Source organism: Acidipila rosea (assembly GCF_004339725.1).
GTDB classification, from domain to species: Bacteria; Acidobacteriota; Terriglobia; order Terriglobales; family Acidobacteriaceae; genus Acidipila; species Acidipila rosea.
Genome location: NZ_SMGK01000003.1, coordinates 239,061 through 259,258, shown reverse-complemented (window position 1 = coordinate 259,258; position 20,198 = coordinate 239,061). Strand labels below are relative to the sequence as shown.

22 protein-coding genes and 2 tRNA genes are annotated in these 20,198 nt (G+C 60.6%); 10 read left to right on the top strand and 14 right to left on the bottom strand.

Annotated elements, in window-relative coordinates; genetic code table 11:
• Nucleotides 1–64 precede the first annotated feature (64 nt).
• The 3 genes from C7378_RS11150 to C7378_RS11140 all read right to left on the bottom strand — a co-directional run bounded on the left by C7378_RS11150 (nt 65) and on the right by C7378_RS11140 (nt 2,868).
• Nucleotides 65–1,207, bottom strand: a complete 1,143-nt coding sequence (locus C7378_RS11150; RefSeq protein WP_131996363.1) for a S1C family serine protease — start codon at nt 1,205–1,207, stop codon at nt 65–67.
• A 71-nt stretch (nt 1,208–1,278) separates the two neighbouring features.
• On the bottom strand, nt 1,279–1,920 hold the full coding sequence (gene coaE / locus C7378_RS11145; protein WP_131996360.1) for a dephospho-CoA kinase: 642 nt from the start codon (nt 1,918–1,920) through the stop codon (nt 1,279–1,281).
• Nucleotides 1,921–1,923: 3 nt separating this feature from the next.
• Nucleotides 1,924–2,868, bottom strand: coding sequence for a bifunctional 5,10-methylenetetrahydrofolate dehydrogenase/5,10-methenyltetrahydrofolate cyclohydrolase (locus tag C7378_RS11140; protein WP_131996357.1), 945 nt, complete (start codon nt 2,866–2,868; stop codon nt 1,924–1,926).
• A gap of 70 nt (nt 2,869–2,938) precedes the next feature.
• On the opposite strand from C7378_RS11140, the gene C7378_RS11135 reads away from it, so the two are divergent.
• On the top strand, nt 2,939–3,112 hold the full coding sequence (locus C7378_RS11135) for a Trm112 family protein (RefSeq protein WP_131996354.1): 174 nt from the start codon (nt 2,939–2,941) through the stop codon (nt 3,110–3,112).
• A gap of 151 nt (nt 3,113–3,263) precedes the next feature.
• Here C7378_RS11135 and dnaG read toward each other — a convergent pair whose 3' ends face one another.
• Complete coding sequence (gene dnaG, locus C7378_RS11130; protein WP_131996351.1) at nt 3,264–5,021, bottom strand: DNA primase; 1,758 nt, start codon at nt 5,019–5,021, stop codon at nt 3,264–3,266.
• A gap of 51 nt (nt 5,022–5,072) precedes the next feature.
• Nucleotides 5,073–5,149 (bottom strand) — tRNA-Pro (locus tag C7378_RS11125).
• Nucleotides 5,150–5,547: 398 nt separating this feature from the next.
• Between C7378_RS11125 and C7378_RS11120 the strand changes: the two genes are divergently transcribed.
• Nucleotides 5,548–5,814 carry a hypothetical protein gene (locus C7378_RS11120; protein WP_131996348.1) on the top strand — a complete coding sequence of 89 codons (267 nt, stop codon included), beginning with the start codon at nt 5,548–5,550 and terminating at the stop codon, nt 5,812–5,814.
• 38 nt (nt 5,815–5,852) lie between these two features.
• On the opposite strand, the gene C7378_RS11115 is transcribed toward C7378_RS11120, so the two are convergent.
• The 5 genes from C7378_RS11115 to C7378_RS18095 all read right to left on the bottom strand — a co-directional run bounded on the left by C7378_RS11115 (nt 5,853) and on the right by C7378_RS18095 (nt 9,530).
• Nucleotides 5,853–7,115 carry an MFS transporter gene (locus C7378_RS11115; protein WP_131996345.1) on the bottom strand — a complete coding sequence of 421 codons (1,263 nt, stop codon included), beginning with the start codon at nt 7,113–7,115 and terminating at the stop codon, nt 5,853–5,855.
• A gap of 77 nt (nt 7,116–7,192) precedes the next feature.
• Entirely contained in the window at nt 7,193–7,981 is a 789-nt protein-coding gene (locus C7378_RS11110) for a dienelactone hydrolase family protein (RefSeq protein WP_131996342.1), read from the bottom strand.
• 81 nt (nt 7,982–8,062) lie between these two features.
• A complete protein-coding gene (locus tag C7378_RS11105) occupies nt 8,063–8,950 on the bottom strand; it encodes a CPBP family intramembrane glutamic endopeptidase (protein ID WP_243648197.1) in 888 nt (295 codons plus the stop codon).
• Between the two features lie 29 nt (nt 8,951–8,979).
• A complete protein-coding gene (locus C7378_RS11100) occupies nt 8,980–9,321 on the bottom strand; it encodes a carboxypeptidase-like regulatory domain-containing protein (protein WP_243648196.1) in 342 nt (113 codons plus the stop codon).
• A gap of 17 nt (nt 9,322–9,338) precedes the next feature.
• Complete coding sequence (locus C7378_RS18095; protein ID WP_131996336.1) at nt 9,339–9,530, bottom strand: hypothetical protein; 192 nt, start codon at nt 9,528–9,530, stop codon at nt 9,339–9,341.
• A 161-nt stretch (nt 9,531–9,691) separates the two neighbouring features.
• Here C7378_RS18095 and C7378_RS11090 point away from each other — a divergent pair, with 161 nt between their 5' ends.
• The 7 genes from C7378_RS11090 to C7378_RS11060 all read left to right on the top strand — a co-directional run bounded on the left by C7378_RS11090 (nt 9,692) and on the right by C7378_RS11060 (nt 15,219).
• Nucleotides 9,692–11,200 (top strand): M20/M25/M40 family metallo-hydrolase, encoded by a 1,509-nt coding sequence (locus C7378_RS11090; protein ID WP_131996333.1) that lies wholly within the window; start codon nt 9,692–9,694, stop codon nt 11,198–11,200.
• An 89-nt stretch (nt 11,201–11,289) separates the two neighbouring features.
• Nucleotides 11,290–12,093: a rhomboid family intramembrane serine protease gene (locus C7378_RS11085; protein ID WP_131996330.1), complete on the top strand. Its 804-nt coding sequence runs from the start codon at nt 11,290–11,292 to the stop codon at nt 12,091–12,093.
• 72 nt (nt 12,094–12,165) lie between these two features.
• Entirely contained in the window at nt 12,166–12,831 is a 666-nt protein-coding gene (locus C7378_RS11080; RefSeq protein WP_131996327.1) for a hypothetical protein, read from the top strand.
• 148 nt (nt 12,832–12,979) lie between these two features.
• Nucleotides 12,980–13,360 carry a hypothetical protein gene (locus C7378_RS11075; RefSeq protein ID WP_131996324.1) on the top strand — a complete coding sequence of 127 codons (381 nt, stop codon included), beginning with the start codon at nt 12,980–12,982 and terminating at the stop codon, nt 13,358–13,360.
• 82 nt (nt 13,361–13,442) lie between these two features.
• Nucleotides 13,443–13,517, top strand: a tRNA-His gene (locus C7378_RS11070).
• A 118-nt stretch (nt 13,518–13,635) separates the two neighbouring features.
• Nucleotides 13,636–14,454 carry a DUF4350 domain-containing protein gene (locus C7378_RS11065; protein ID WP_131996321.1) on the top strand — a complete coding sequence of 273 codons (819 nt, stop codon included), beginning with the start codon at nt 13,636–13,638 and terminating at the stop codon, nt 14,452–14,454.
• Between the two features lie 39 nt (nt 14,455–14,493).
• Nucleotides 14,494–15,219, top strand: a complete 726-nt coding sequence (locus C7378_RS11060; protein WP_131996961.1) for a DUF72 domain-containing protein — start codon at nt 14,494–14,496, stop codon at nt 15,217–15,219.
• Between the two features lie 6 nt (nt 15,220–15,225).
• Here C7378_RS11060 and C7378_RS11055 read toward each other — a convergent pair whose 3' ends face one another.
• Entirely contained in the window at nt 15,226–16,158 is a 933-nt protein-coding gene (locus C7378_RS11055) for a hypothetical protein (RefSeq protein ID WP_131996318.1), read from the bottom strand.
• A gap of 167 nt (nt 16,159–16,325) precedes the next feature.
• Between C7378_RS11055 and C7378_RS11050 the strand changes: the two genes are divergently transcribed.
• Nucleotides 16,326–17,528 (top strand): ATP-binding protein, encoded by a 1,203-nt coding sequence (locus C7378_RS11050; RefSeq protein ID WP_131996315.1) that lies wholly within the window; start codon nt 16,326–16,328, stop codon nt 17,526–17,528.
• Here the strand turns inward: C7378_RS11050 and C7378_RS11045 are convergent.
• The 3 genes from C7378_RS11045 to C7378_RS11035 form a co-directional block, all read right to left on the bottom strand.
• Nucleotides 17,525–18,691 carry a BaiN/RdsA family NAD(P)/FAD-dependent oxidoreductase gene (locus C7378_RS11045; RefSeq protein WP_279388588.1) on the bottom strand — a complete coding sequence of 389 codons (1,167 nt, stop codon included), beginning with the start codon at nt 18,689–18,691 and terminating at the stop codon, nt 17,525–17,527. The genes C7378_RS11050 and C7378_RS11045 overlap by 4 nt on opposite strands.
• Nucleotides 18,692–18,774: 83 nt before the next feature.
• Nucleotides 18,775–18,975 carry a cold-shock protein gene (locus tag C7378_RS11040; protein ID WP_058187212.1) on the bottom strand — a complete coding sequence of 67 codons (201 nt, stop codon included), beginning with the start codon at nt 18,973–18,975 and terminating at the stop codon, nt 18,775–18,777.
• 226 nt (nt 18,976–19,201) lie between these two features.
• A complete protein-coding gene (locus C7378_RS11035) occupies nt 19,202–20,134 on the bottom strand; it encodes a VOC family protein (protein ID WP_131996312.1) in 933 nt (310 codons plus the stop codon).
• Nucleotides 20,135–20,198 lie beyond the last annotated feature (64 nt).

Sequence of the window (20,198 nt, the reverse complement as noted above, 5' to 3'; positions counted from 1 at the left end):
TCTCGGCTGCCTTTCTGCTATTCAGTTGGGACGACTTCCACCCGCGCTCCCGGGCTGCCTGCTCTTATGCCGATAGATCGTGCGCATCCCCCAGCGTGACTCGGGCCGTCAGTTTACGATGTCCGCGCAGGAAGGTGACGGTGACAGTATCGCCCACCTGGTGGAGGTCCATGACCTGATTGATGTCCTCCGTGCTGGCGATCTGCTGCCCGTCGATGGCGATGATGAAGTCACCCCCCAGCAGAATCTGGAGATTGCCGAGATAGGCTGCCTGCGTGCCGCCGTGCAACCCTGCGCGCTCCGCCGCGCCTCCCGGCACGACCCGTTGAATCAGCACGCCATAGTCCGCAGCGAGACCCATCTGCTGGGCAAGGTCTGGCCCGATCGACAGGGACGTGATACCCAGGCTCGGCCGCCGTGCATGCCCGTACCGCTGGAAATCACCCAGCACCGCCTTGGCCGTATCGATGGGAATGGCAAACCCGATGCCCGCACTCTGTTCCACGTTTTCGTTGGGGTTCGTTGCAATCAGCGAATTGATGCCGATCACCTCCCCGCGCGAGTTCAGCAGCGGCCCGCCGGAGTTGCCGGGGTTGATGGCCGCGTCCGTCTGGATCGCGTTCTCGATCGGTGCGCCCTGCGGCCCGCGAATCGAGCGGATGGCGCTGATAATGCCCGTCGTCATCGTGCCACTCAGCCCAAAGGGATTGCCGATGGCATACACCTTCTGCCCGACCACGAGGTTATGGGACTGCGCCAGCACAGCCGGCACAAGGTCCGCCGCGCCATCGATCTGCAGCAGCGCCAGGTCATGCCGCTGATCCTTCCCGATCACCCGCGCCTTGTAGTTGCGCTTGTCTGACGTCGTTACCTGGATATTCTGCGCATCCGCGATCACGTGATAGTTGGTGAGGATGTGCCCCTGCTTATCCAGCACGAAGCCCGAGCCCTGGCCACGCTGCGGCACCGGCCCATAGAAAAAGTCGAGCGTCACCGTCGTCGAGGTAATGTTCACGACCGAGGGCAGCACCTTCTTGTAAACAGCAATGTTATCCAGTTCTTCCGTGTCATACTCGGGCGCGGCATGCGCTTCCGTCAACGTGAGCGGGGAGTGTGCTCCCTCTCTGTGCGGCTGTCCCTTCCACGCAACGAAATAGCCGACGCCGGCCGCCAGCAGCACGGCGAGAATGAAATTGCGGATCTTCATGACTTTCTCTCTACGGGTGCGAACCACTGCTTATCCCTCAGAATCTATTCTAGCTATCCTGCGGGTGCAGTTCAGTTTTGCTCACGCAGCGCTCGAAAAATGCGCTCCGTCTGCTCGCGGGTCTCTTCCAGGCTGCCGCTGTTGTCGATCACATAATCGCTCAACTTCATCTTCTCGCTGTCCGGAAGCTGCGCCGCCAGCCGCGCTCGCGCATCTGCCTCCAGCGCCTCCCGCTTGAGCCCGCGCCCGGCCATGCGCTCCACAAAGCGCGCAATCTTCAGAGCCTCGGGCGCCGTCACCAGCACAATCCGGTCAAAGCGGCTGCGCCACCCCGGCGCCGTTCCGCCAGAGTCGGCCTCGAAGATCAGCGCCGACTCGACCACCGCAATCGCCTGTGGCTCTTGAACCGCCAGCTCCCTCGCCCACGCTTCCTGCGCCGCGATCACCGCCGGATGCACAATCCGGTTCAGCTCCGCCAGCCGCCCTTCCTTGAAGGCGAGACCGCTGAGCTTGCTCCGGTCCAGCCGTCCATCCGAACCCACCACCGCCGGGCCAAAATGCCGGACAATCTCTGCGTAAACCGGCTCCCCGGGCTCCATCAGCCGTCGCCCCACCTCGTCGGCGGAGAGGGTATGTGCGCCCAGTTCAGCCAGCATTCCGGCGACTGTAGTCTTCCCGCTGCCCAGCCCGCCGGTGAGTCCCACACGAAGCATCGACTAGTCCACGATGCCGCGGCGCAGCTTGGCAGCGCGCACCGTGTTCGCCATCAGCATCGCGATCGTCAGCTTGCCGACTCCGCCCGGCACCGGCGTATAAGCCCCCGCCAGCTTGAACGTATCCGGATGAACATCGCCCACAATCGTCGACCCCTTCAGCAGGAACATCTCCTCGCGGTGCTTGTCGCCCGCAAAGTACTTGTCGAACTCCTCGCGGACCGTGATGCGATTGATGCCCACGTCGAGAATCGTAGCGCCCGGCTTGATCATCTCCGGCGTCACAAAACCCGGCCGCCCAATCGCCGCCACCAGAATATCCGCGTTGCGCGTAAACGAAGCAAGATCGCGCGTGCGGCTGTGGCAGATTGTCACCGTCGCATTTTCCTGCAGCAACAGCACAGCCGTCGGCTTGCCCACAATATCGCTCCGCCCCAGGATCACCGCATTCTGCCCCGCAATCGGCACCCCGCTGCGCTTGAGAATCTCGATCATCCCCACCGCCGTGCACGGCGCGAGCGCTGGCTGCCCAGTCTGCAGGCGGCCCACATTCACCGGGTGAAAACCATCCACATCCTTCTCCGGCGCCACCGCCTCAAGCAGCCGCTTGGCGTCCACCTGCGCGGGCAACGGCAGCTGGATCAGGATCCCGTCAATATCCTCGCGAGCATTCAGCGTCGCCACCAGTTCCAGCATCTCCTCCGTCGTGACCGTGTCCGGCGGAGTAATCAGGTCCGAATAGAGGCCCAGCTCTTCGCACGTCCTCACCTTGCTGCGAACATAAATCTCCGAAGCTGGCACATGCCCCACCAGCACCGCCGCCAGGCCGGGCCGGATTCCGCGCGCCTCCAGGCGCACCACTTCGGCGGCAACTTCGGTCTTGATCTGGGCGGCGATGGCATTTCCATCCAGAACGCGGGGCACGGCGATTGTCGGTGTCTGTGTCATTATCAAAACCTTCTCCAAATGCTTCTCTATCCTAAAGGATGGGTACACTGAACTTATGGATGCGAAACCTATGGACAGGAAGGTTCTCAGCCTGCTCGGATGCCCCAACTGTCACGGCGCGCTCGAAGAACACCCGCACGGGCTCATCTGCCGGAGATGCGGTGTCCGTTTTCCGGTCATCGACGGCATCCCCGTCCTCATTCCCGGCAGCGCTAAGGCTGTTGATGAAAGAACGGAAAAATAAGCCGATAGGCGACCGCCGCCGCTACCAGGATCGCTCCCAGCAGAATAAAAAGCATTGCCCTCCACGAGATTCCGCCTGAAGGCTTCTGCCCATCTTCCTGTGTCTCTGGTTTCTCAGTCACTGCTCTCAGTGTAGACCTCGCCTGCCCGGGTTAGATCAGGGCCCGCAGCTCCCGGTCAACCGCCAGCTTCTCTGCCGTCAGCTTCTGGATCAACTCGCCGTCGCCCTTCCGCGCCGCCTCTGAGATAGCCGCGCGCAGGCTCCGCTGCCTCTGCTCCAGGGAGCGGTGATGCAGCGCTTCGAGCGCGCCCGTCACGTCCTCCGCCGTTACCGCCTGCAGCTCTCCGATCAGCACCTGCGCCAGCATCGCACGTTCGCCCGCATCCTCGATCACGCTCATCGGATCAGCCTCTCCGCGCTCTGCCAGCCGCTTCAGCAGTGGAGAAATCGTAAGCCCGTCAAAATGATCCGGATGCGTCTCCACCGCCTGCGCCGCGGTGGTGAAAGCCGCATCCGAGAGCGGCGCTGCAAAGGCTCGCAGCACCACTTTTTCCGATTCGCTGAGGCTCACCAGCGGCTCCAGGTGGTCGCGCCGCTTCGCTGCCGCCTGCTTCAGCTCTTCCCGCACCAGCGCTGAGTCGATGCCCAGCTTCTGCGCCGCGTCTGCCGCAAACTCGTCCCGCGCAATGCGGCTCGGAACCCTGCGAATATGCGGCAGCAGATAGTTCAGCGCCTTCACCTTCGCCTCTGCCGTCACCGGGGGAAAAAGCTGCCGCGCCCGCTCCACCAGGTAGTCCGTATGCCGACGCGCCCCGCGCAGCGCCCCCATGTAGGCCGGTACGCCTCGCTCGCGGATGTAGCGGTCCGGGTCCAGCCCGTCGTCAAGCGTCACCACCTTGACCTGGAAGTCTTCCTCCGTCAGCAGCGCAATCGACTTCTCAGCCGCATTCGCCCCCGCCGTATCCGGGTCAAAGTTCACCACCACCTGCGTCGTATGCCGCCGCAGCAGCCTCACCTGCGCCTCGGTAAAGGCGGTTCCGCTCGTGGCAATCACATTCGCGATCCCTGCCAGATAGGCCGAGATGCAGTCCATCTGCCCCTCCACCAGCAGCGCAAATTTTGCGTCCCGGATCGCCTGCTTGGCCTTGTCCAGGTTGAACAGCACCTGCCCCTTGGAATAAAGCGGCGTCTCCGGCGAGTTCAGATACTTCGGCCCCGCCTTGTCGCCGCTCTCGAGCGCCCTCGCCGTAAACGCAATGATCCGCCCCGACTCGTTGGCAATCGGAAACATCACCCGCTTGCGAAAGCGGACATAGAGCGGCCCCGGCTTGCCATCCTCCAGTTCCTTAAAGGAGAACAGCCCCGTGGCCCGCAGCGTCGCCTCGTCTGCCATCCCCTTCAGCCGATCGCGCAGCGCGTTGAAGTTGTCCGGCGCAAAGCCGATCCGGAACTTCGCAATCCCCTGCGGCGTCAGCCCGCGTCCCGTCAGGTACTCGCGCGCCGTCGCTCCCTCCGGGGAGCGCAGCTGCTCTTCAAACCACACTGTTGCCGCCTCGTGCAGCTCCAGCAGCTTTTGCCTCTGGCGCGACTCCGCAGCCTCTTCTGCTGAGCTGAACTCCCGCTTCGGCAGCGGAATCCCGCACTTCTGCGCCACGGTCTTCACCGCTTCGCCAAAGCTCAGGTTCTCGATTTTCTGAAGGAAGGAAAACACATCGCCCGACTGCCCGCAGCCAAAGCAGTGGTAGAACTGCCGACCGGCGTGGACGGAGAAAGAGGGTGTCTTTTCGCTATGAAAGGGGCAAAGGCCGGAGAAGTTCTGCGCCCCCGCCTTGCGGAGCCGCACATAGTCGCCGATGATACGTACGATATCGGCCTGTTGCTTTACGGTCTGGGCAAAGTCAGAAGCCATCGGCACTCGCGGAACCCCGCAGCCCGGAATGGGCGAGTGCCATGGAGAAACTGGTCGGGACGGGCAGATTTGAACTGCCGACCCCTCGCACCCCAAGCGAGTGCTCTACCAGGCTGAGCCACGTCCCGACGATCCAACGGGGGTCTCAACACAGTCTACACGAGTGTGAGGGCCCTTGGGGGGTTCAACGTGCGGTGTTTGCAGAGGAAGCAGGCCGCCGCTCCCGCCGCATTCTGAATGCCAGATGAAAAGTAGTGTATGTACGAAGGTGACATTGCCGGCAGCGCACGGGGTAATAGAAAATGAGCAAACGAGAAGCATCCTTCCACTTCAACCGCGATAAGTGGAAGTTGGAACGATAGCAACGCGGACAGACTGGAGCAATCATTTTGCTTGCCTCAGTGCCATTCTCAGGAAGTTTGTTACAGCTCCTCCCGGCGGCGATTGACTCAAGCAAGATAAGCAGAAAGTAATAGGAAAGCAATCCCCTTCTGCGCTAATGTGATGAAAGATATAAGAGGTGGATATGGTTTGGGACGTTTCCTTCACGTGTGACATCTGCGGCAAGAAGAAAGGCGAGGCCAACCACTGGTGGATGGTGGTGCTCGGCGAGGTACCCTGCTTTGAAGAGGGCCAGCCAGCAGTGCGCTTCACCCTCATGCCTTGGAACGCCGCCGAGAGCCGCAATCCGGCGATGTATCACCTCTGCGGTCAGGGCTGCGCCATGCAGGCGATGGAGCGCTTCATGACCACGGGCGAAGTCGAATCCGATCTCGCTCCCAACTGGCGCTAAAACGGGCTTACTAAGCAGGACTAGCTGAGTCCGCACTCTCAGATCTTCGCCGTCTCCACCGCAGCCGCAGCACTTCTGAAGCTGCGGCCGCGCTTCTCCGGGCCCAGCCAGAAGATCACCATCAGCGACAGGATCACCACCAACTCAAACGAAGTCAGCGCCCAGGGATAGCCAAAGCGCCGCTGCAGCAGGTTCTGAATGGGCAGCGCCGGGCTCGAAGCCAGCACCCCAAGCTGATAGACAAAGCCGGGAAACAGGCTGCGGATCGCGTCAGGCGAAAGCTCATTGAGGTGCGCCGGAATCACGCCGAACGCTCCCTGCACTCCCAGCTGCATCAGGCTCGAACCAAGCACGATCGCCATCACCGAACCGCCGAAGGCCCACGCCGGTATCGACAGCAGACACAGCACCAGCGCGAGAAGGATCGCATAGCGTCTTCCGATGGACTCGGAAAGCTGGCCGATCGAGAGCGCCCCGACAATCGCCCCGATGTTGTAGACCACAGGAATGCCGAGTGTCGCCTTCATCCCGAAGATCGTCGCGCCCTTCATCCAGCTCAGCGTCTTCAGGAAATCCGGGTAGAGGTCCTGCGTACCGTGGGAGAGACACGTCATCGCCATCATCAGCACCAGCAGGTAGCTGAAGATGCCGATGTGGCTGTAAAGAGTCGCAAACATCCCGCCGATTGAGGGCATCCTGTGCTGCTTCCACGCATCGGATTCAGGCGCAAACAGGGTGAGCACCACAATCAGCAGCGCCACGGAGGAGCCGACCAGGAACATCGCCTGCCACCCATAGCGCGGCGCAATCGTCTGCATGCCAATCGCCGCGCACAGGTAGCCGAAGGGGTAGCCGCCCTGCATCATTCCGGACAGAAATCCCCTCTGGCGTCGCGGCGCGCTCTCCATCGCATACGAAGCGCCGATGCCCCAGTAGCCGCCCATCCCGATCCCGTACAGAGCGCGCAGCACCAGGAAGACCGTGTACGTAGGCGCAAACGCAGTCAGAACCGTGACCGTCGAAAAATAAATTACGCAGCCGATCAGCGGCTTCTTGCGTCCGAACTTGTCGCCCAGCGCACCGAAAAGCAGCGCGCCCAGCGGCCGCATCGCCAGCGTCGCCGTCAGCGACCACACAATCGCAGGCTTGCCGACATGGAACTTCGCCATCAGCTCGTTGATCAGGAAGACGACAACGAAGAAATCGAAGGCATCGAGCACCCAGCCGAGAATGCCGCCCGTAACTGCAAACTGCCATCCCGGCGTGTCGTGCTCGGGCGCGCCCGCGTCTTCAATGTGCATGACGATTTAACCTCTGGTTACAGCTTGGGACGAACAGGCTGCACCAGCCTCTGCCGGTGCAAGCCCCGGGTGCAGCGCTAGTGCTTTGTCTCTCCAGCGGCCGCCGCCTGCACGGGCAGATCGCCCATTCCCAGCCGCCGATGGAAGAAGTCAAAGACCAGCCCGTAAAGCTGGTAGGCCAGCTCAGGATCGTAGCGTACGCCTTCATCGCGCATGAAGGCATGCGCGCCGTTCACCTCGTGCCAGGTGAACCGGGCATTCACCTCATTCAGCCGCGCCAGCACCTTCATCCGGCCTTCGAGCGGAATGTGCGGATCCTGCCGCCCCCAGATCATCAGAAGCTCGCCCTGAATATCTTTGGTCCGCTCCAGCGAATCGTCCTTCATGCCCCTGCCTAGGCCGCCCTTGTGGATGTCCGTCGCATAGAAGCAGACCGTCCCCCGCACATCGGGATTCATCGCCGCACGAAACGCCAGGTGGCCGCCGATGCAGATGCCCATCGCCCCCAGCTGCCCCGTACAATCCTGGCGCGACTTCAGGTGGTCGAGCACCGCCCGCGCGTCCGCATCATAGCTCGCCAGCTCCTTGGTGGTCTTCCACGCATTGCCGCGATCCGACCCGGCCTGGTCATAGGCCAGCACCACTCCGGCCGTCTCAAACTCGTGGTAGATCTCCGGAACCGCAACAACGTACCCGTGCCCGGCCAGCATCGCAGCCGCCCGGCGAATCGGCCCCGTCACCTGGAAGATTTCGCTGTAGAAAACAATCCCCGGATACTTCCCAGGCGCCGCCGGACGGAAGAGATGCGTCCGCATCGGCCCGTAAGGGGTGGCGAGTTCAACGCTTTCGTTGTCGACAATGATCATCCGGGCTGCCTCATTTTCTTGATGCCGATTCTAGCGCATCGCACCGCCGCACCTGCCCGGGTTCGCGCTCCCACCGTCGCCCTAGCGCAGCAGCGCTCCCCAGACCGTATCCACCGTCGCATGGGCGATCGCCGATGCGGCAATCCTCCTGTCGCGCCTCCATGCCCGTCCATAGAACAGACCCGCAATCGCCGCCAGCAGCACATACCGCCAGTTGAAGTGAGCGGCCCGCTTATTGAAGTGCGACAGTCCAAAGAGAATCGACGTAACCACCAGCGACGCCCGCGCCCCCAGCCTGCGCTCCATCAGATTCTGCATCCACCCGCGAAAGAAAATCTCCTCCGGCAGCGCGACAAAAAGGAAAGAAAAGATCCACGCCAGCGGCACAATCCACGATCCCGCCATCCGCGGGTGCAGGTGCAGGTGCAGGAACCCGATCGCCAGCCCCAGCAGAATGGCGCCGGGCGCATACAGCACAAAGTTCCACAGCCCCGTCTTCCAGTCCTGGCCCTTTATTCTCAGGTCAAAGCCCACGCCATCCAGCCCGCGCACCCCCAGAAAGCCGTAGAGCCCCGCGTCCAGCAGCAGCAGCTTACTGATCGCCGTAACCCCGTGTGGCCACGCCGGCTCCAGCCAGCGCAGATCCACCGCCAGCCCCAGCGTCACCAGCACCGCAAAGTCGATCCAGTGGCCCCGGCGCGCCTCATCCAACCGGCTCGCCAGCCACAGCAGGCAGGCCACCATCGCGGGCAGCAATAGATAGAGAGTCAGCCAGCCGGCCCGCAGAGTTCCACTGGGCACAGCCACCAGCAGGTAAGGCACAACGCCCAGCAGTGGCAGGGTAAGGCGAGGCAGTAGGGGCAATCCGGCGATCGCCTTCCGCAGGCGCTCCCCGGCAAAGCCGAAGCAGAAGAGCGGCAGCAGCGCCAGCAACCCCGCCGCCACCGTCCATGGGCTCAGATATCTCACCCGCTCATGCTACTGCTTCTTATTCTTCTTCAGCTCTTGATCTTCAGCTCAATCACATTCTTCAGCTTTGAGGAGAAAGAGCTGATCACCTTCGTATCGCTCTTCTTCCCCTTGTACTCGGCCCACACGTGATAGTCCGCATCGGTTGAGAGCTGCCCAAAGCGGAAACTGCCATCCTTGGTCGAGATGAAGCTGCGTATGTTGTTGGTCTTCGAATCCTGGATGTAAACGATGGCGTCGGCCACCGGCGTCTCGTCGTTGTTCACGACGCGGCCCTCGACTGATTTCATGGCGCCGCCCTGCGCACCGGCCATACCCGGCAGCAGGAACACCGCCAACAGAAGCATGACTACCGCGCATGCGGCAGCCATGCCTCTCCTGGAGTGGCTCATTCTTCTTCCTCTTCAGCTTCTTCTTCGTCTTCTTCGTCGAAGTCTTCATCGATCTTCGCGAGTTCAAGTGGATCTACAGCGACGATCTCGTACTCCGTGCCGCATTCATCGCAGACGACGACATCGCCTTCTTCGGCATCGGAGACTTCGAAATCAAGAGGGCTCTCACATTCGGGGCAAATCGGCATAACTGAACCTTCCAGGCAAATATAGTTAGGTGGCTAAGTTAAAAGACGCATGGCGTTACAGCTTGGCTTAGTTTTTAGGAGAAGCCGTCTGTACGTCAAGCGCTTCGGGGGTGCAAGGCTGTTGATGCGTTATTATCTCCTCACTGCGGAGATCACTACGAATGAAGATGTGTAAAAATCGCTGGTTCAGTCTTCTTCTGCTGGCATCGCTTGCGCCGGCAGCTTTTGCCTTCTCTGACGGCGCCGTGCGCGATCTGGATGCCACCGGGCAGCCAATTAATGTTGCGCCCGCCGATCCGGCCATCGCCGCGGCACTCAAACAGATCTCCGCCACACAGATTCAAAACACCATCCAGACCCTGGTCAGCTTTCATAACCGCAATACGCTCTCCAGTATGGATAAAGACCTCCCCAAGGGGCAGGGGGTAAGCGCCGCAGCCGACTGGATCGAGTCGGAATTCAAAAAATATTCCGCTGACTGCGGTGGATGCCTTGAGGTCAAGCGCGATACTTTTACTGAGTCGCCCCAAAGCCGCATCCCCCAGCCCACCACCATCAGCAATGTATACGCAGTTCTCCGCGGCACTGATCCCGCCCAGGCCCCGAGAATGTATCTCGTCACCGGCCACTATGATTCACGCAACTCCGACACCCTCAACACCAGGGACGAAGCACCCGGCGCCAATGACGACGCCAGCGGCGTAGCCGTCAGCCTGGAGTGCGCCCGCGTCCTTTCCAAACTCAAATTTCCCGCGACCCTGGTCTTTGTCGCCGTCGCCGGTGAGGAGCAGGGCCTGAACGGCAGCAGCCACCTCGCCAAGCTCGCCAAAGCCGAAGGCTGGCAGCTCGAGGGCGTGCTCAACAACGACATCGTCGGCGGCAACACCACCCCCGGCGACAAGCTGCAGGACAAGTCCACCGTCCGCGTCTTCTCCGAGGGCATCCCCGCCAGCGCCACTCCGCAGCAGACCAGGCTCATCGAGATGCTCGGCTACGAGAGCGACTCTCCCTCCCGCGAACTGGCCCGGGAGATCGCCGAGACCGACCGGACCTACTTCGCTCAGGGAGCGCACAGTGTCCTCGGTGTCGCCCCTAAGACCCACTCGGCGGCAGCCATCACCAAAGGCGGCAAAGGGTTTATACCCACCCTCGAGTTCCGCCGCGACCGCTTTCTGCGCGGCGGCGACCATACGTCCTTCAATCAGCAGGGCTTCGCCGCCGTCCGCTTTACCGAGTGGCGCGAGGACTTCAACCATCAGCACCAGAACGTCCGCGTCGAAAACGGGGTGCAATACGGCGACCTCCTCAAGTATGTTGACTTCAACTACGTCGCCAAAGTAGCCCAGCTCAACGCCGCCACCCTCGCCACCCTGGCCTCTGCTCCGCCGCCGCCCGTCAATGTGAAGGTCATCACCAAAGAGCTGGACAACAACACCCAGCTCGAATGGCAGCCCGGCCCCGGCGCACCCGCCGGTACGGAATATCAGGTGGTGTGGCGTGTCCTCACCGCCCCTGAGTGGCAATTCTTCACCCAGAAAGGCGTTGCCACCTCAGCCTCCGGCGATTCGATCACCCTGCCTGTTTCAAAGGACAACGTGATCTTCGGCGTGCGCTCGGTCGATGCCAAGGGTCACTTCAGCCAGGCCGTGGTGCCGATGCCGCAGCGCTGACCCGGCCTCGCCTCCTGGGGCGGCAGCGCAAAAGTTCAGTTCGCCGGCTGTCACCCCGCCTGCGAACCTGAGACAATAGCGCTGTCGCCATGCCACGTTCACTCGGTGTAATGAATTTCCCTGATTTCCGCGGCTTCACCCGCCGGCTCATCCTCTGGAACGTCGGCATTTTCTTCGCGCTCCTGCTGCTGGGCGTTGCCGCGAGGCCGTTCGCCAACTCGCTCACCGTCTTGCTGGCGCTCATCCCCTCTGCTGTCCTGCATGGCTACATCTGGCAGCTGCTCACCTACAGCTTCCTTCACCAGGGCATCCTCAATACCGCCTTCGAGATGCTGTCTCTCTGGTTTCTCGGCAGCTTCCTTGAGGCGAACCACGGTTCACGCTGGCTGGCCGAGATCTACTTTGTCTCCGTAGCGGGCGCAGGCCTGGCCGCGATCGCCCTCAGCTTCGCCGCTCACTATGACGTGGTGCTGACCGGTGCCTTCGGAGGCATCTTCGGCCTGCTCGTCGCCTTCGGCGTGCTCTATGGCGATATGGAGTTCATGCTCTTTCCGCTGCCCATGACGATGAAGGCCAAGTACCTCGTCGCCGTCTACATGCTCATCTCGATCGCCATGCTCTTCGGCGCACAGCGGCTCTACGCCTTTGCCGAGCTGGGCGGCGCTCTCGCCGGTTTTCTCTACATCCGCCTGGCCCCGCGCCGCGGCTTTCTGTCCTCCACCAGTGAGCGCTACTTCGGGCTCCGCAACAACTACTACCGGTGGAAGCGCCGCCGCGCCGCCAAAAAGTTCGAGGTCTACATGCGCAAGCAGGGCCGCGACGTACGCTTCGACAGCGAAGGCAAGTACATCGATCCCGACAAAGACCCCAACGACCGCCGCTGGATGAACTGATCTGCAACCGTGTATCGTGGTAATTTACCGCTCTTTCCGAGCGAAGCTTTTCTTGAGAGGTAGCAAGTCCGAGTGATTTCCGCATTCCGTACCCTGCGGGCCGCAATTGCCTGCTCCGTCCTCCTGGCTGCGTCCAGCGCCCCGATCTTTGCGCAGGTTACGGCTACTGCTCCGATTGCCACCGTACCGCAGTACAACGAGCGCTGGGATGTCTATGGCGGCTTTTCCTACGCTCACTTCAACCCCGGCGCAGGCGAGGGCAGCACCCTGGCGGCAACTAACCTCTTCGGATGGAATGGCGATGCCAACCTGTGGTTCTCGCCGCTGTTTGCCATCGAGGCCAGCGCACGCGGATATTACGGCAACATTCCGCTGCCTCCGAACAGATACGTCACCGGCAATCCGCCGATGTCGGAGAATCTCTTCCTCTTCGGCCCGGACTTCCGCTTTATCCGCAAGCAGAACTATGCGGCAGGCTTTCACACCCTCATCGGAGCCGCCTACGGCAGCTTCGACAAGGGCTTCCCGCCGGGCATTCAGCCGCAGATCATCGGCGTCTACAACAACAAGCTCGCCTTCGGTTCTGCCGTGGGAGCATGGTACGACCACAATCTTTCGCCCAAATGGTCCGTCCGCATCACCACCGACTGGCAGCCGACACACTACGGGCTGAGCTGGCAGAATGAATTCGCCGGCACCGCGGGTATCGTCTACAAGCTGGGCTCGCTCAAGAAGTAACCGAAGCAAACAGGAGTGCAGGCTCCAGCCTGCACTCCCTCTTCACCCTTTCCTTCCTGCCGCTCCGGCCTTCAGAACACCATCCTCATCTTCCTTGCGCGACAGCGCATCCAAGCCTTCTGAATAGAAAATTTTCGGAGGTCCGCTCGTGGAAGATAACCCTGAAAACCCGTACCCGCCAACCGTGCTCGTAGCCTATGCAACGGCAACCCTCGTCGATGGCGCGTCGTTTGAACTGCTGCCTTTCCTCGACGAATACGACGTCAAAAGCAAGTTCACCAGTCTCCTCGAGAGCTGGGCTGAGTCCGGCTTCCTGCTTCGCGGCCAGCGCGTCTATCCCTGGCATCAGGTGCGCCATGTCGAGGTCAGCCGCGTCGTGGAAATGTCAGAACAGGATGCCCATCAGCGCATCCTCGACTGGGAAAAGGCCGAGTTCTCTGAGCAGCAGCACAATTTCTGGCGGATGAAGCGGTCCATGGAGAAGGCGGACGAGAAGTCCGAAGGCAATCAGCCACCGTCGCATCCGTAACCGTGTCCGCACGCATGCGGAGGATTGGATTGCATTGTTCGGTGAACCGCAGCTGAGCTTTGCTATAATCCAGTCTGGTACGGCGGCTATAGTTCAGAGGCAGAACGCCGGTCTGTGGCACCGGATGTCGTGGGTTCGACCCCCACTAGCCGCCCCAATCAACCCCTTCGAAATGCCCCGCTTCTGGTGCAATCCCCTCCAACAAGCGATAATGATTCTCCGATGATAACTATTATCGTTCTGCGCCTCGAAAACCCTCTTTTGGAGACCAAATAGTGCTTATCCGGACCGGAATCTGGTCTCTTTTCGCGGCCGCAATTCTGCTTGGAAGCGGGGCCGCAAACGCCGCCCAGAGCGGAAATACCGTATTTGTCGATGCCTGGTTCAACAGCCAGCAGCGCATCAACGCAGCCGGCGTAAGCGAAAGTTATCACTACAAGTGGAACGACAAAACCGACAGCGGCTTTTCCCTGCTGGGCGAGGTCTTCCGCAACGATGGAGTGGCAACGGAAACCCTCGCCAGTGAGCCGACTCTGTCCAGTCTTCAGGCGGCCCAGCTCTACATCATCGCGTCGCCGGACATCCCTGCGAAGAACCCTCATCCGCATTACATGAACGCCTCCGACGCTGCCCAGATCGCCGAGTGGGTGCATCAGGGCGGCGTGCTTGTGATGATGGAAAACGATCCCGCCAACGCGGATATCGAGCATTTCAACCTGCTCGCAGACCGCTTCGGAATCCACTTCAATCCCGTGCTGAGCCACCATGTCATCGGCAGCAACTATGCAATGGGGCGAATGAAGATCAGCGGCAACGGACCTGTCTTCCACCAGCCTCACACGATTTTCATGAAGGACACCTGCACCATCTCACTGCAGAGCCCTGCGGTTGCCGTCCTGCGCGATCGCGGCGATATCATTATGGCCACCACGAAGTATGGCAAGGGGACGGTCTTCGCTGTCGCCGATCCGTGGCTCTACAACGAGTACACAGATGGCCATAAGCTTCCTGCGGAATATGACAATCTCGCCGCAGGTAAAGAACTGGTGCATTGGCTGATCGAGCAGGCACCCCACGGCAGGCTTCGCCAGTAAAGCCACCCCGCTGCCCGCGGTGACATACTTGTGCTGACCATGAAAGCCAAAGGCAACGTCTACGTCGGCTGCTCGGGCTGGGCCTACGCAAGCTGGAAGCCCGAGTTCTATCCTGCAAAGCTGCCCGCCAAAAAGATGCTGGAGTACTATGCGACGCGGCTGAATACGGTCGAGGTGAACTACACCTTTCGCAGTCTGCCGACGGAGAAGATCACCGCATCCTGGCTGGCTGCGACGGGCGAAGACTTCCGCTTCTCATTCAAAGCACCGCAGCGGATCACCCATTTTGCGCGCCTGAAAAACTGCGCCGCGCTGCTGCACTCGTTCGGCGAATCGATTCGTCCGGTTGTGGAAAGCGGGCGAATGGGCCTCGTGCTCTTTCAACTGCCCCCGAACTTCAAAGCGGACGTACCTCGGCTCGATGCCTTCCTCACGGACGCTGCAGCGCTCGGACTGCAGCTGGCCTTTGAATTTCGCGATGACTCGTGGTTTACGGAGGATGTTTACGGCTTGCTGCGAGGCCATGGTGCAGCGCTATGCGCTGCGGAGAGCGATGATCTAGCGACGCCGGAGGTCGCAACAGCGGATTTCCACTGCTACCGGCTGCGCAAATCCAGCTACTCGGAAAAGGACCTTGCAGCCGTTGCGGCCAAGCTCAGGAAGAATGCGGGGATGGGCGATGTCTATGCCTACTTCAAACACGAAGAGGAGCCGACGGGCGCACTGCGTGCTGCGGCGGTGCGGCAATCGATCTCCTCAACGTGATGGAAACTACATATTCGTGTGGCCGCCGCGCATGTCCTCATTAAAGGTTGGCTTGGTTTCATCCAAGGCCGCATGCATCTTTGCGTGATACTGCTCAGCTCGCGCCAGCAGCGAGGGAGTCGCTGCGGCAAACTCGCCTGACAGAGTGAACAGGCCCTGCGAGCTGAGGTCAGCCGCCATCCGGGCCAGCTCCTGTGGAGTGGTGTTGAGATATTGCGCATCGCGCGGGTCGGCGATCCAGACAGGCTGGCTGCCGCCGAGGACGCCGGAAAGCCAGTAGACCTTCATAGCGAGGAACTCGATGCGCGAGGCGTCGTTGGTGTCGGTGAAGAAGAACTTCTTCTGCCAGCGGCTGTAGTAGCGCGTGGTCACAGGCACGGGCTGGCGGTTGCCGCTCTTCAGCATTTCCAGCTGCCCCTGATCGAGCGTCTTGCGCACGGCGTTGTAGATGAAGGTCTCCGCATAGGGCTGCTCGGGCGCAGGGACGATCTCGGCAAAGGTGACCGTCATGCTGGCGGAGATCTTTGCGTGCAGTGGCGATGCGCTGCCATCCTCAAGCCGAACGATGCCATGCACGATGTAAGTGTCGGCGCCGGAGGTCGAGCGGTGAAAGGGCCAGCGGAAATCGCTGTAGCTGATGGGCAGGCCGGCCAGCGAAACATAAGCATCCGGGCGCGGATTACGCAGCCGCTGCGCAGCCTCGCGCAGATGGCTGGTCATCTCCGGCAGCAGGTCCGGCTTATGAAAATCGAAGGCCTCGCTCAGCTCCAGCTGAAGGCGGCGCTCGGCGGGAGCATCAGGCGTGAGAGCCAGTACGAAGCGGGTGGTCGGGCGCTGGTTGTAGTCCGTGCTCTGCTCGTTAGAGAGGACAGAGAGGCCGGCCTCGCGGGCGGCAGTGGAAAGCGTAGTGATCAGGTCGTTGGCGGCGTCGATGCTCATAGTTAAATTCGCAAGTCTCGATCTCATTCTAATCGGTGTATTCGCTTTGAGTGGCTCGACTCTCGCTTGAAGCGCGTGTAGAGGAGCAAACACAAAATATTCACATATAGGGAATTTATATAATTATATAAAGAAACTCCAATAGCCTGATAATATCCCTATAACTAATGAACCCTATTCAAAACCCTTTTGCACCCGGTGCTGGAACCCCTCCCCCTGAGCTGGCAGGTAGAGATCAAATCCTTCGAAATGCCGCCCTCGCGCTTGAACGGCTGAGGAATGGCATGCCGCACCGAAGTATGATTCTAGTGGGACTTCGAGGCGTTGGAAAAACGGTTCTGCTAAATCGCATCCGCGAAATTGCCGAAGATAAAAAATTCCGAGCCGTGATGATTGAAGCACACGAAGAAAAGAGCTTGCCCTCCCTGCTCATTCCTCCGTTGCGAAGGGTCCTTCTAGCACTGGACTCCGGTGCGTTGCTGTCGGAAAAGGTTAAGCGTGCTCTTCGTGTTTTGAAAAGTTTTACCGGCAGCCTGAAGGCTAAAGTCAATCTTAGTGGACAATTGGATCTCGAGCTGGGCATCGAACCCGAGCGCGGCACCGCGGACAGCGGAGATCTGGAGCACGATCTTGCCGAGACGCTAATTGCAGTCGCAGAAGCAGCGAAGGAAAGAAGAGACGCTATATGTCTGCTTGTCGATGAAATCCAATATTTGAATGAAAAGGAGATGAGCGCGCTCATCATGGCGCTTCACCAGGTATCCCAGCGTGGGCTACCTCTGGTGCTGGTTGGAGCGGGGCTGCCACTGATCCTCGGGCTTGCCGGCCGCTCCAAGTCCTACTCGGAACGCCTCTTTGAATTTCCGTCCGTCGGAGTGCTGACGAATGAAGCAGGAAGAAGGGCGCTGGAGCTTCCCGTCGAGGCCCGGGATGTCCGATTCACGGACGAAGCCCTTGCCGAAATCCTGAGAAAAACAGAGCGCTATCCCTACTTTCTGCAGCAGTGGGGATATGAAGCCTGGAACTCCGCAAAGCAATCACCAATAACCCTCGAGGATGTTGGACATGCAACAATCTCTGCAATCCGCCAGCTGGATGAGAGCTTTTTCCGGGTACGCTTTGACCGACTGACCAAGCGTGAGAAGGATTACCTGTTCGCAATGGTAGAAGTTGGCGGTGGCCAGCCAAGATCGGGTGATATCGCAGAAAAACTTAGGGTTAAGGTGACGTCGATCGGTCCTCTCAGAAGCTCGCTGATCCGGAAGGGCATGATCTACAGCCCTGCACACGGTGATAATGCCTTCACTGTGCCACTCTTTGATGGCTTCTTGCGTCGCCAACAGACGCAGAGCCTGCAGGAAGCACCCTAAAGGGCCCGCCCGGCGGCAGCGCCTGAGGCCCAGGCCCACTGGAAGTTGAAGCCGCCGAGGTGTCCGGTCACGTCCACCACTTCGCCGATGAAATAGAGACCCGGTACAGCGCGGGACTCCATCGTCCTGGCAGACAGGGCATCGGTATCGACGCCGCCTGCGGTGACCTCCGCTTTGCTGAAGCCCTCAGTGCCGGCGGGGAGGAAACGCCAGTGATGCAGACGGGTCTCAGCCTCGTCAAGGGCGGCATTGGTCCAACCGGTGGGCGGCGCGGTCTCAATGAGCCGTGCGGCGAGCCGCTGCGGCAGCACCGAGCGCAGAGCCGCCTCCGCTGAAGCCGGGTCGCGCCGCGCATTTCTGCCTCGCAGCGGAGCAAACAGCTCCTCGCCGGGAGCGAAATCAATTTCAATCGCACCGCCCTGACGCCAGTAGGAAGAGATCTGCAGGATGGCCGGCCCGCTGAGGCCGCGGTGGGTAAAGAGCATTTTCTCGCGGAAGGCCTGTCCCTCGACGGAAGCTGTGACCTCGGTTGAGACGCCGCTGAGCTCCTGAAACTGCGCAAGATCGCGCGCGCTGAAGGTAAGCGGCACCAGGGCGGCGCGGGGCTCGATGACTTTGATTCCGAACTGGCGCGCGATGTCGTAGCCGATGCCGGTGGCGCCGATTTTGGGAATTGAGAGACCGCCTGCGGCGACTACCAGCGCAGGCGCGGTAAAGGTCTGCCGGCTGGTGCGGATGTGAAAGCCGTCCGGGCGGGTGATCTCGCTGAGAGAGCTCCCGAGGAAGAGCTGCACCCCAGCCTCGGCGCACTCCGCGAGCAGCATATCGAGAAGGTCGCGTGCGGAACGGTCGCAGAAGAGCTGCCCGAGCTTTTTCTCGTGAAACGGGATGCGATGTTTGCGGACGAGCGCGAGGAAGTCTTCCGGGGTAAAGCGGGCGAGAGCAGACTTGGCAAAGTGAGGATTGGAAGAGAGGAAGTTGTCCGGGCGGCAGTGGAGGTTGGTGAAGTTGGCACGTCCGCCACCGGAGATCAGGATTTTCCTGCCTGGCTGATCGGCGTGATCGAGCACGGCGACGGTCTTGCCGCGGCTGCCCGCTTCCATGGCACACATCAACCCGGCAGCGCCTGCGCCGATCACAACTGCATCAAAGTGGCTGGTCACGGCTCAGGAGAAGGCAAAGGGGCAGACCAAATGCCTGCCCCTTTGTGGTATTTCTGTATTTTTGCGCGTCACTGATTCAGCTACTACAGCGGCTGAACGTCGGCTGCCTGCCAGCCTTTTGGCCCCTTGACGACGTTGAACTGTACGGCCTGACCCTCTTGCAGACTCTTAAAGCCATTTGCGTTGATGGCAGAGTAGTGCACGAAGACATCTTCCCCATTCTGGCGGGAGATAAAGCCGAAACCTTTCGCGTCGTTAAACCACTTCACAGTACCTTGTTCCATTGTTGCTATTTCCTAGTTTGAATTGCGCCGGGACTGAATCGGAGCCACTGCTGGCAGAAACAAGCGACTGATGAAGGGCAAGGTGCTGCTCAAGCCCGGTTCTGAACTAACGCCCCTACAGTCTAGCAGATTTAGACGAAAGTTCAAGCTAAATCGTCATCAGGCGGCCAGTAAAATTCTGGTCGCCCGATGAAAAAAGCAGATTCAAGCCTGCAACTGCCCCCGCTTATCGCGCCGGGGTGGGGTTGGGCGAGGTGAAGCTGGAGCAGCATGGAGGCCGGACGTTGGAATACTCCATGTACTCGAGACGGGTCTGGTCGGGATCGAAGACGTTCAACTGCCACTTGCCATCCTTGCCGATCTGGGTGTGCGCATCGGGTGGCGCAAGCCGGTTGGCAGCCTTGAGCATGTCGTAGGTCTTCTGCATATTCACGACACCGATGGAGAGATGATTGAGCACGCCGAGCTGGCGCTGCGACATCTGGGTGGGGATTCCGCTGCCGGACGGCCCGCTGGTGAGCATGTATTCGAGCCAGTCGTGGGATTCAGGCGTCTGTTGCGAGACCCAATCGATCTTGTCCGGCTGCATGCCTCCGTACCAGTAAGGCTTGAAGCCGAGGATGGCCTTGTAGAACGTATCCTCTTTATCGCGGCTGCGGACGAGCATGCCGACGTGAATGATGTGGTGTCCGGCAAGGTTGGCGCCGTTGACGGGCGCGGGGTGCGCGGGAGGCTGGACAAACTCGACAGTATTGCCCTCGGGATCCTTGACGCTGAACCAGTGGCTGCCATCGGAGCCCTTTTCAAGGGTGGCCGGAACGCTGACGCCTTTGGCGGCGAGATATTTCCTGAGCGCCGCGGCATTCGCCGTCTTGTAGGCGAGATGATCCAGGCGATCCGGGCCTGCATTGGCGGGCAACGGCAGAACCTCTACAAACTGGGTGGAGTTGACGTAGTAGCGCGCTCCGGCGGGGTTCTCAGGATCGCTGCCCCGCTGGCAGCCCACGATATCAACGTAAAAGTGGCTCGCGGCGGCCGGATCGCTGGCATAAACGGCAATGTGAGAGATCCCGGTAAGGGGCGGCCTAGTTTGTGCCGTGGAGGGAAGCGATGCGAGTAGAGGAGCCAGGAGGAGTGGTAGAACCAGTCGGAGTTTCATCGGACTTCAAGATACTCCGTCGTAGGGCTGCCAGCCAAGCAGGGCGCTAGAATAAGGGTTTGCA

Bases quoted from the DNA above. Each gene is read 5' to 3' on its own strand.
- C7378_RS11150 (WP_131996363.1), bottom strand. From the start codon at position 1,207: ATGAAGATCCGCAATTTCATTCTCGCCGTGCTGCTGGCGGCCGGCGTC.
- coaE (WP_131996360.1), bottom strand. From the start codon at position 1,920: ATGCTTCGTGTGGGACTCACCGGCGGGCTGGGCAGCGGGAAGACTACA.
- C7378_RS11140 (WP_131996357.1), bottom strand. From the start codon at position 2,868: ATGACACAGACACCGACAATCGCCGTGCCCCGCGTTCTGGATGGAAAT.
- C7378_RS11135 (WP_131996354.1), top strand. From the start codon at position 2,939: ATGGACAGGAAGGTTCTCAGCCTGCTCGGATGCCCCAACTGTCACGGC.
- dnaG (WP_131996351.1), bottom strand. From the start codon at position 5,021: ATGGCTTCTGACTTTGCCCAGACCGTAAAGCAACAGGCCGATATCGTA.
- C7378_RS11120 (WP_131996348.1), top strand. From the start codon at position 5,548: ATGGTTTGGGACGTTTCCTTCACGTGTGACATCTGCGGCAAGAAGAAA.
- C7378_RS11115 (WP_131996345.1), bottom strand. From the start codon at position 7,115: ATGCACATTGAAGACGCGGGCGCGCCCGAGCACGACACGCCGGGATGG.
- C7378_RS11110 (WP_131996342.1), bottom strand. From the start codon at position 7,981: ATGATCATTGTCGACAACGAAAGCGTTGAACTCGCCACCCCTTACGGG.
- C7378_RS11100 (WP_243648196.1), bottom strand. From the start codon at position 9,321: ATGGCTGCCGCATGCGCGGTAGTCATGCTTCTGTTGGCGGTGTTCCTG.
- C7378_RS18095 (WP_131996336.1), bottom strand. From the start codon at position 9,530: ATGCCGATTTGCCCCGAATGTGAGAGCCCTCTTGATTTCGAAGTCTCC.
- C7378_RS11090 (WP_131996333.1), top strand. From the start codon at position 9,692: ATGAAGATGTGTAAAAATCGCTGGTTCAGTCTTCTTCTGCTGGCATCG.
- C7378_RS11085 (WP_131996330.1), top strand. From the start codon at position 11,290: ATGCCACGTTCACTCGGTGTAATGAATTTCCCTGATTTCCGCGGCTTC.
- C7378_RS11060 (WP_131996961.1), top strand. From the start codon at position 14,494: ATGAAAGCCAAAGGCAACGTCTACGTCGGCTGCTCGGGCTGGGCCTAC.
- C7378_RS11055 (WP_131996318.1), bottom strand. From the start codon at position 16,158: ATGAGCATCGACGCCGCCAACGACCTGATCACTACGCTTTCCACTGCC.
- C7378_RS11050 (WP_131996315.1), top strand. From the start codon at position 16,326: ATGAACCCTATTCAAAACCCTTTTGCACCCGGTGCTGGAACCCCTCCC.
- C7378_RS11040 (WP_058187212.1), bottom strand. From the start codon at position 18,975: ATGGAACAAGGTACTGTGAAGTGGTTTAACGACGCGAAAGGTTTCGGC.
- C7378_RS11035 (WP_131996312.1), bottom strand. From the start codon at position 20,134: ATGAAACTCCGACTGGTTCTACCACTCCTCCTGGCTCCTCTACTCGCA.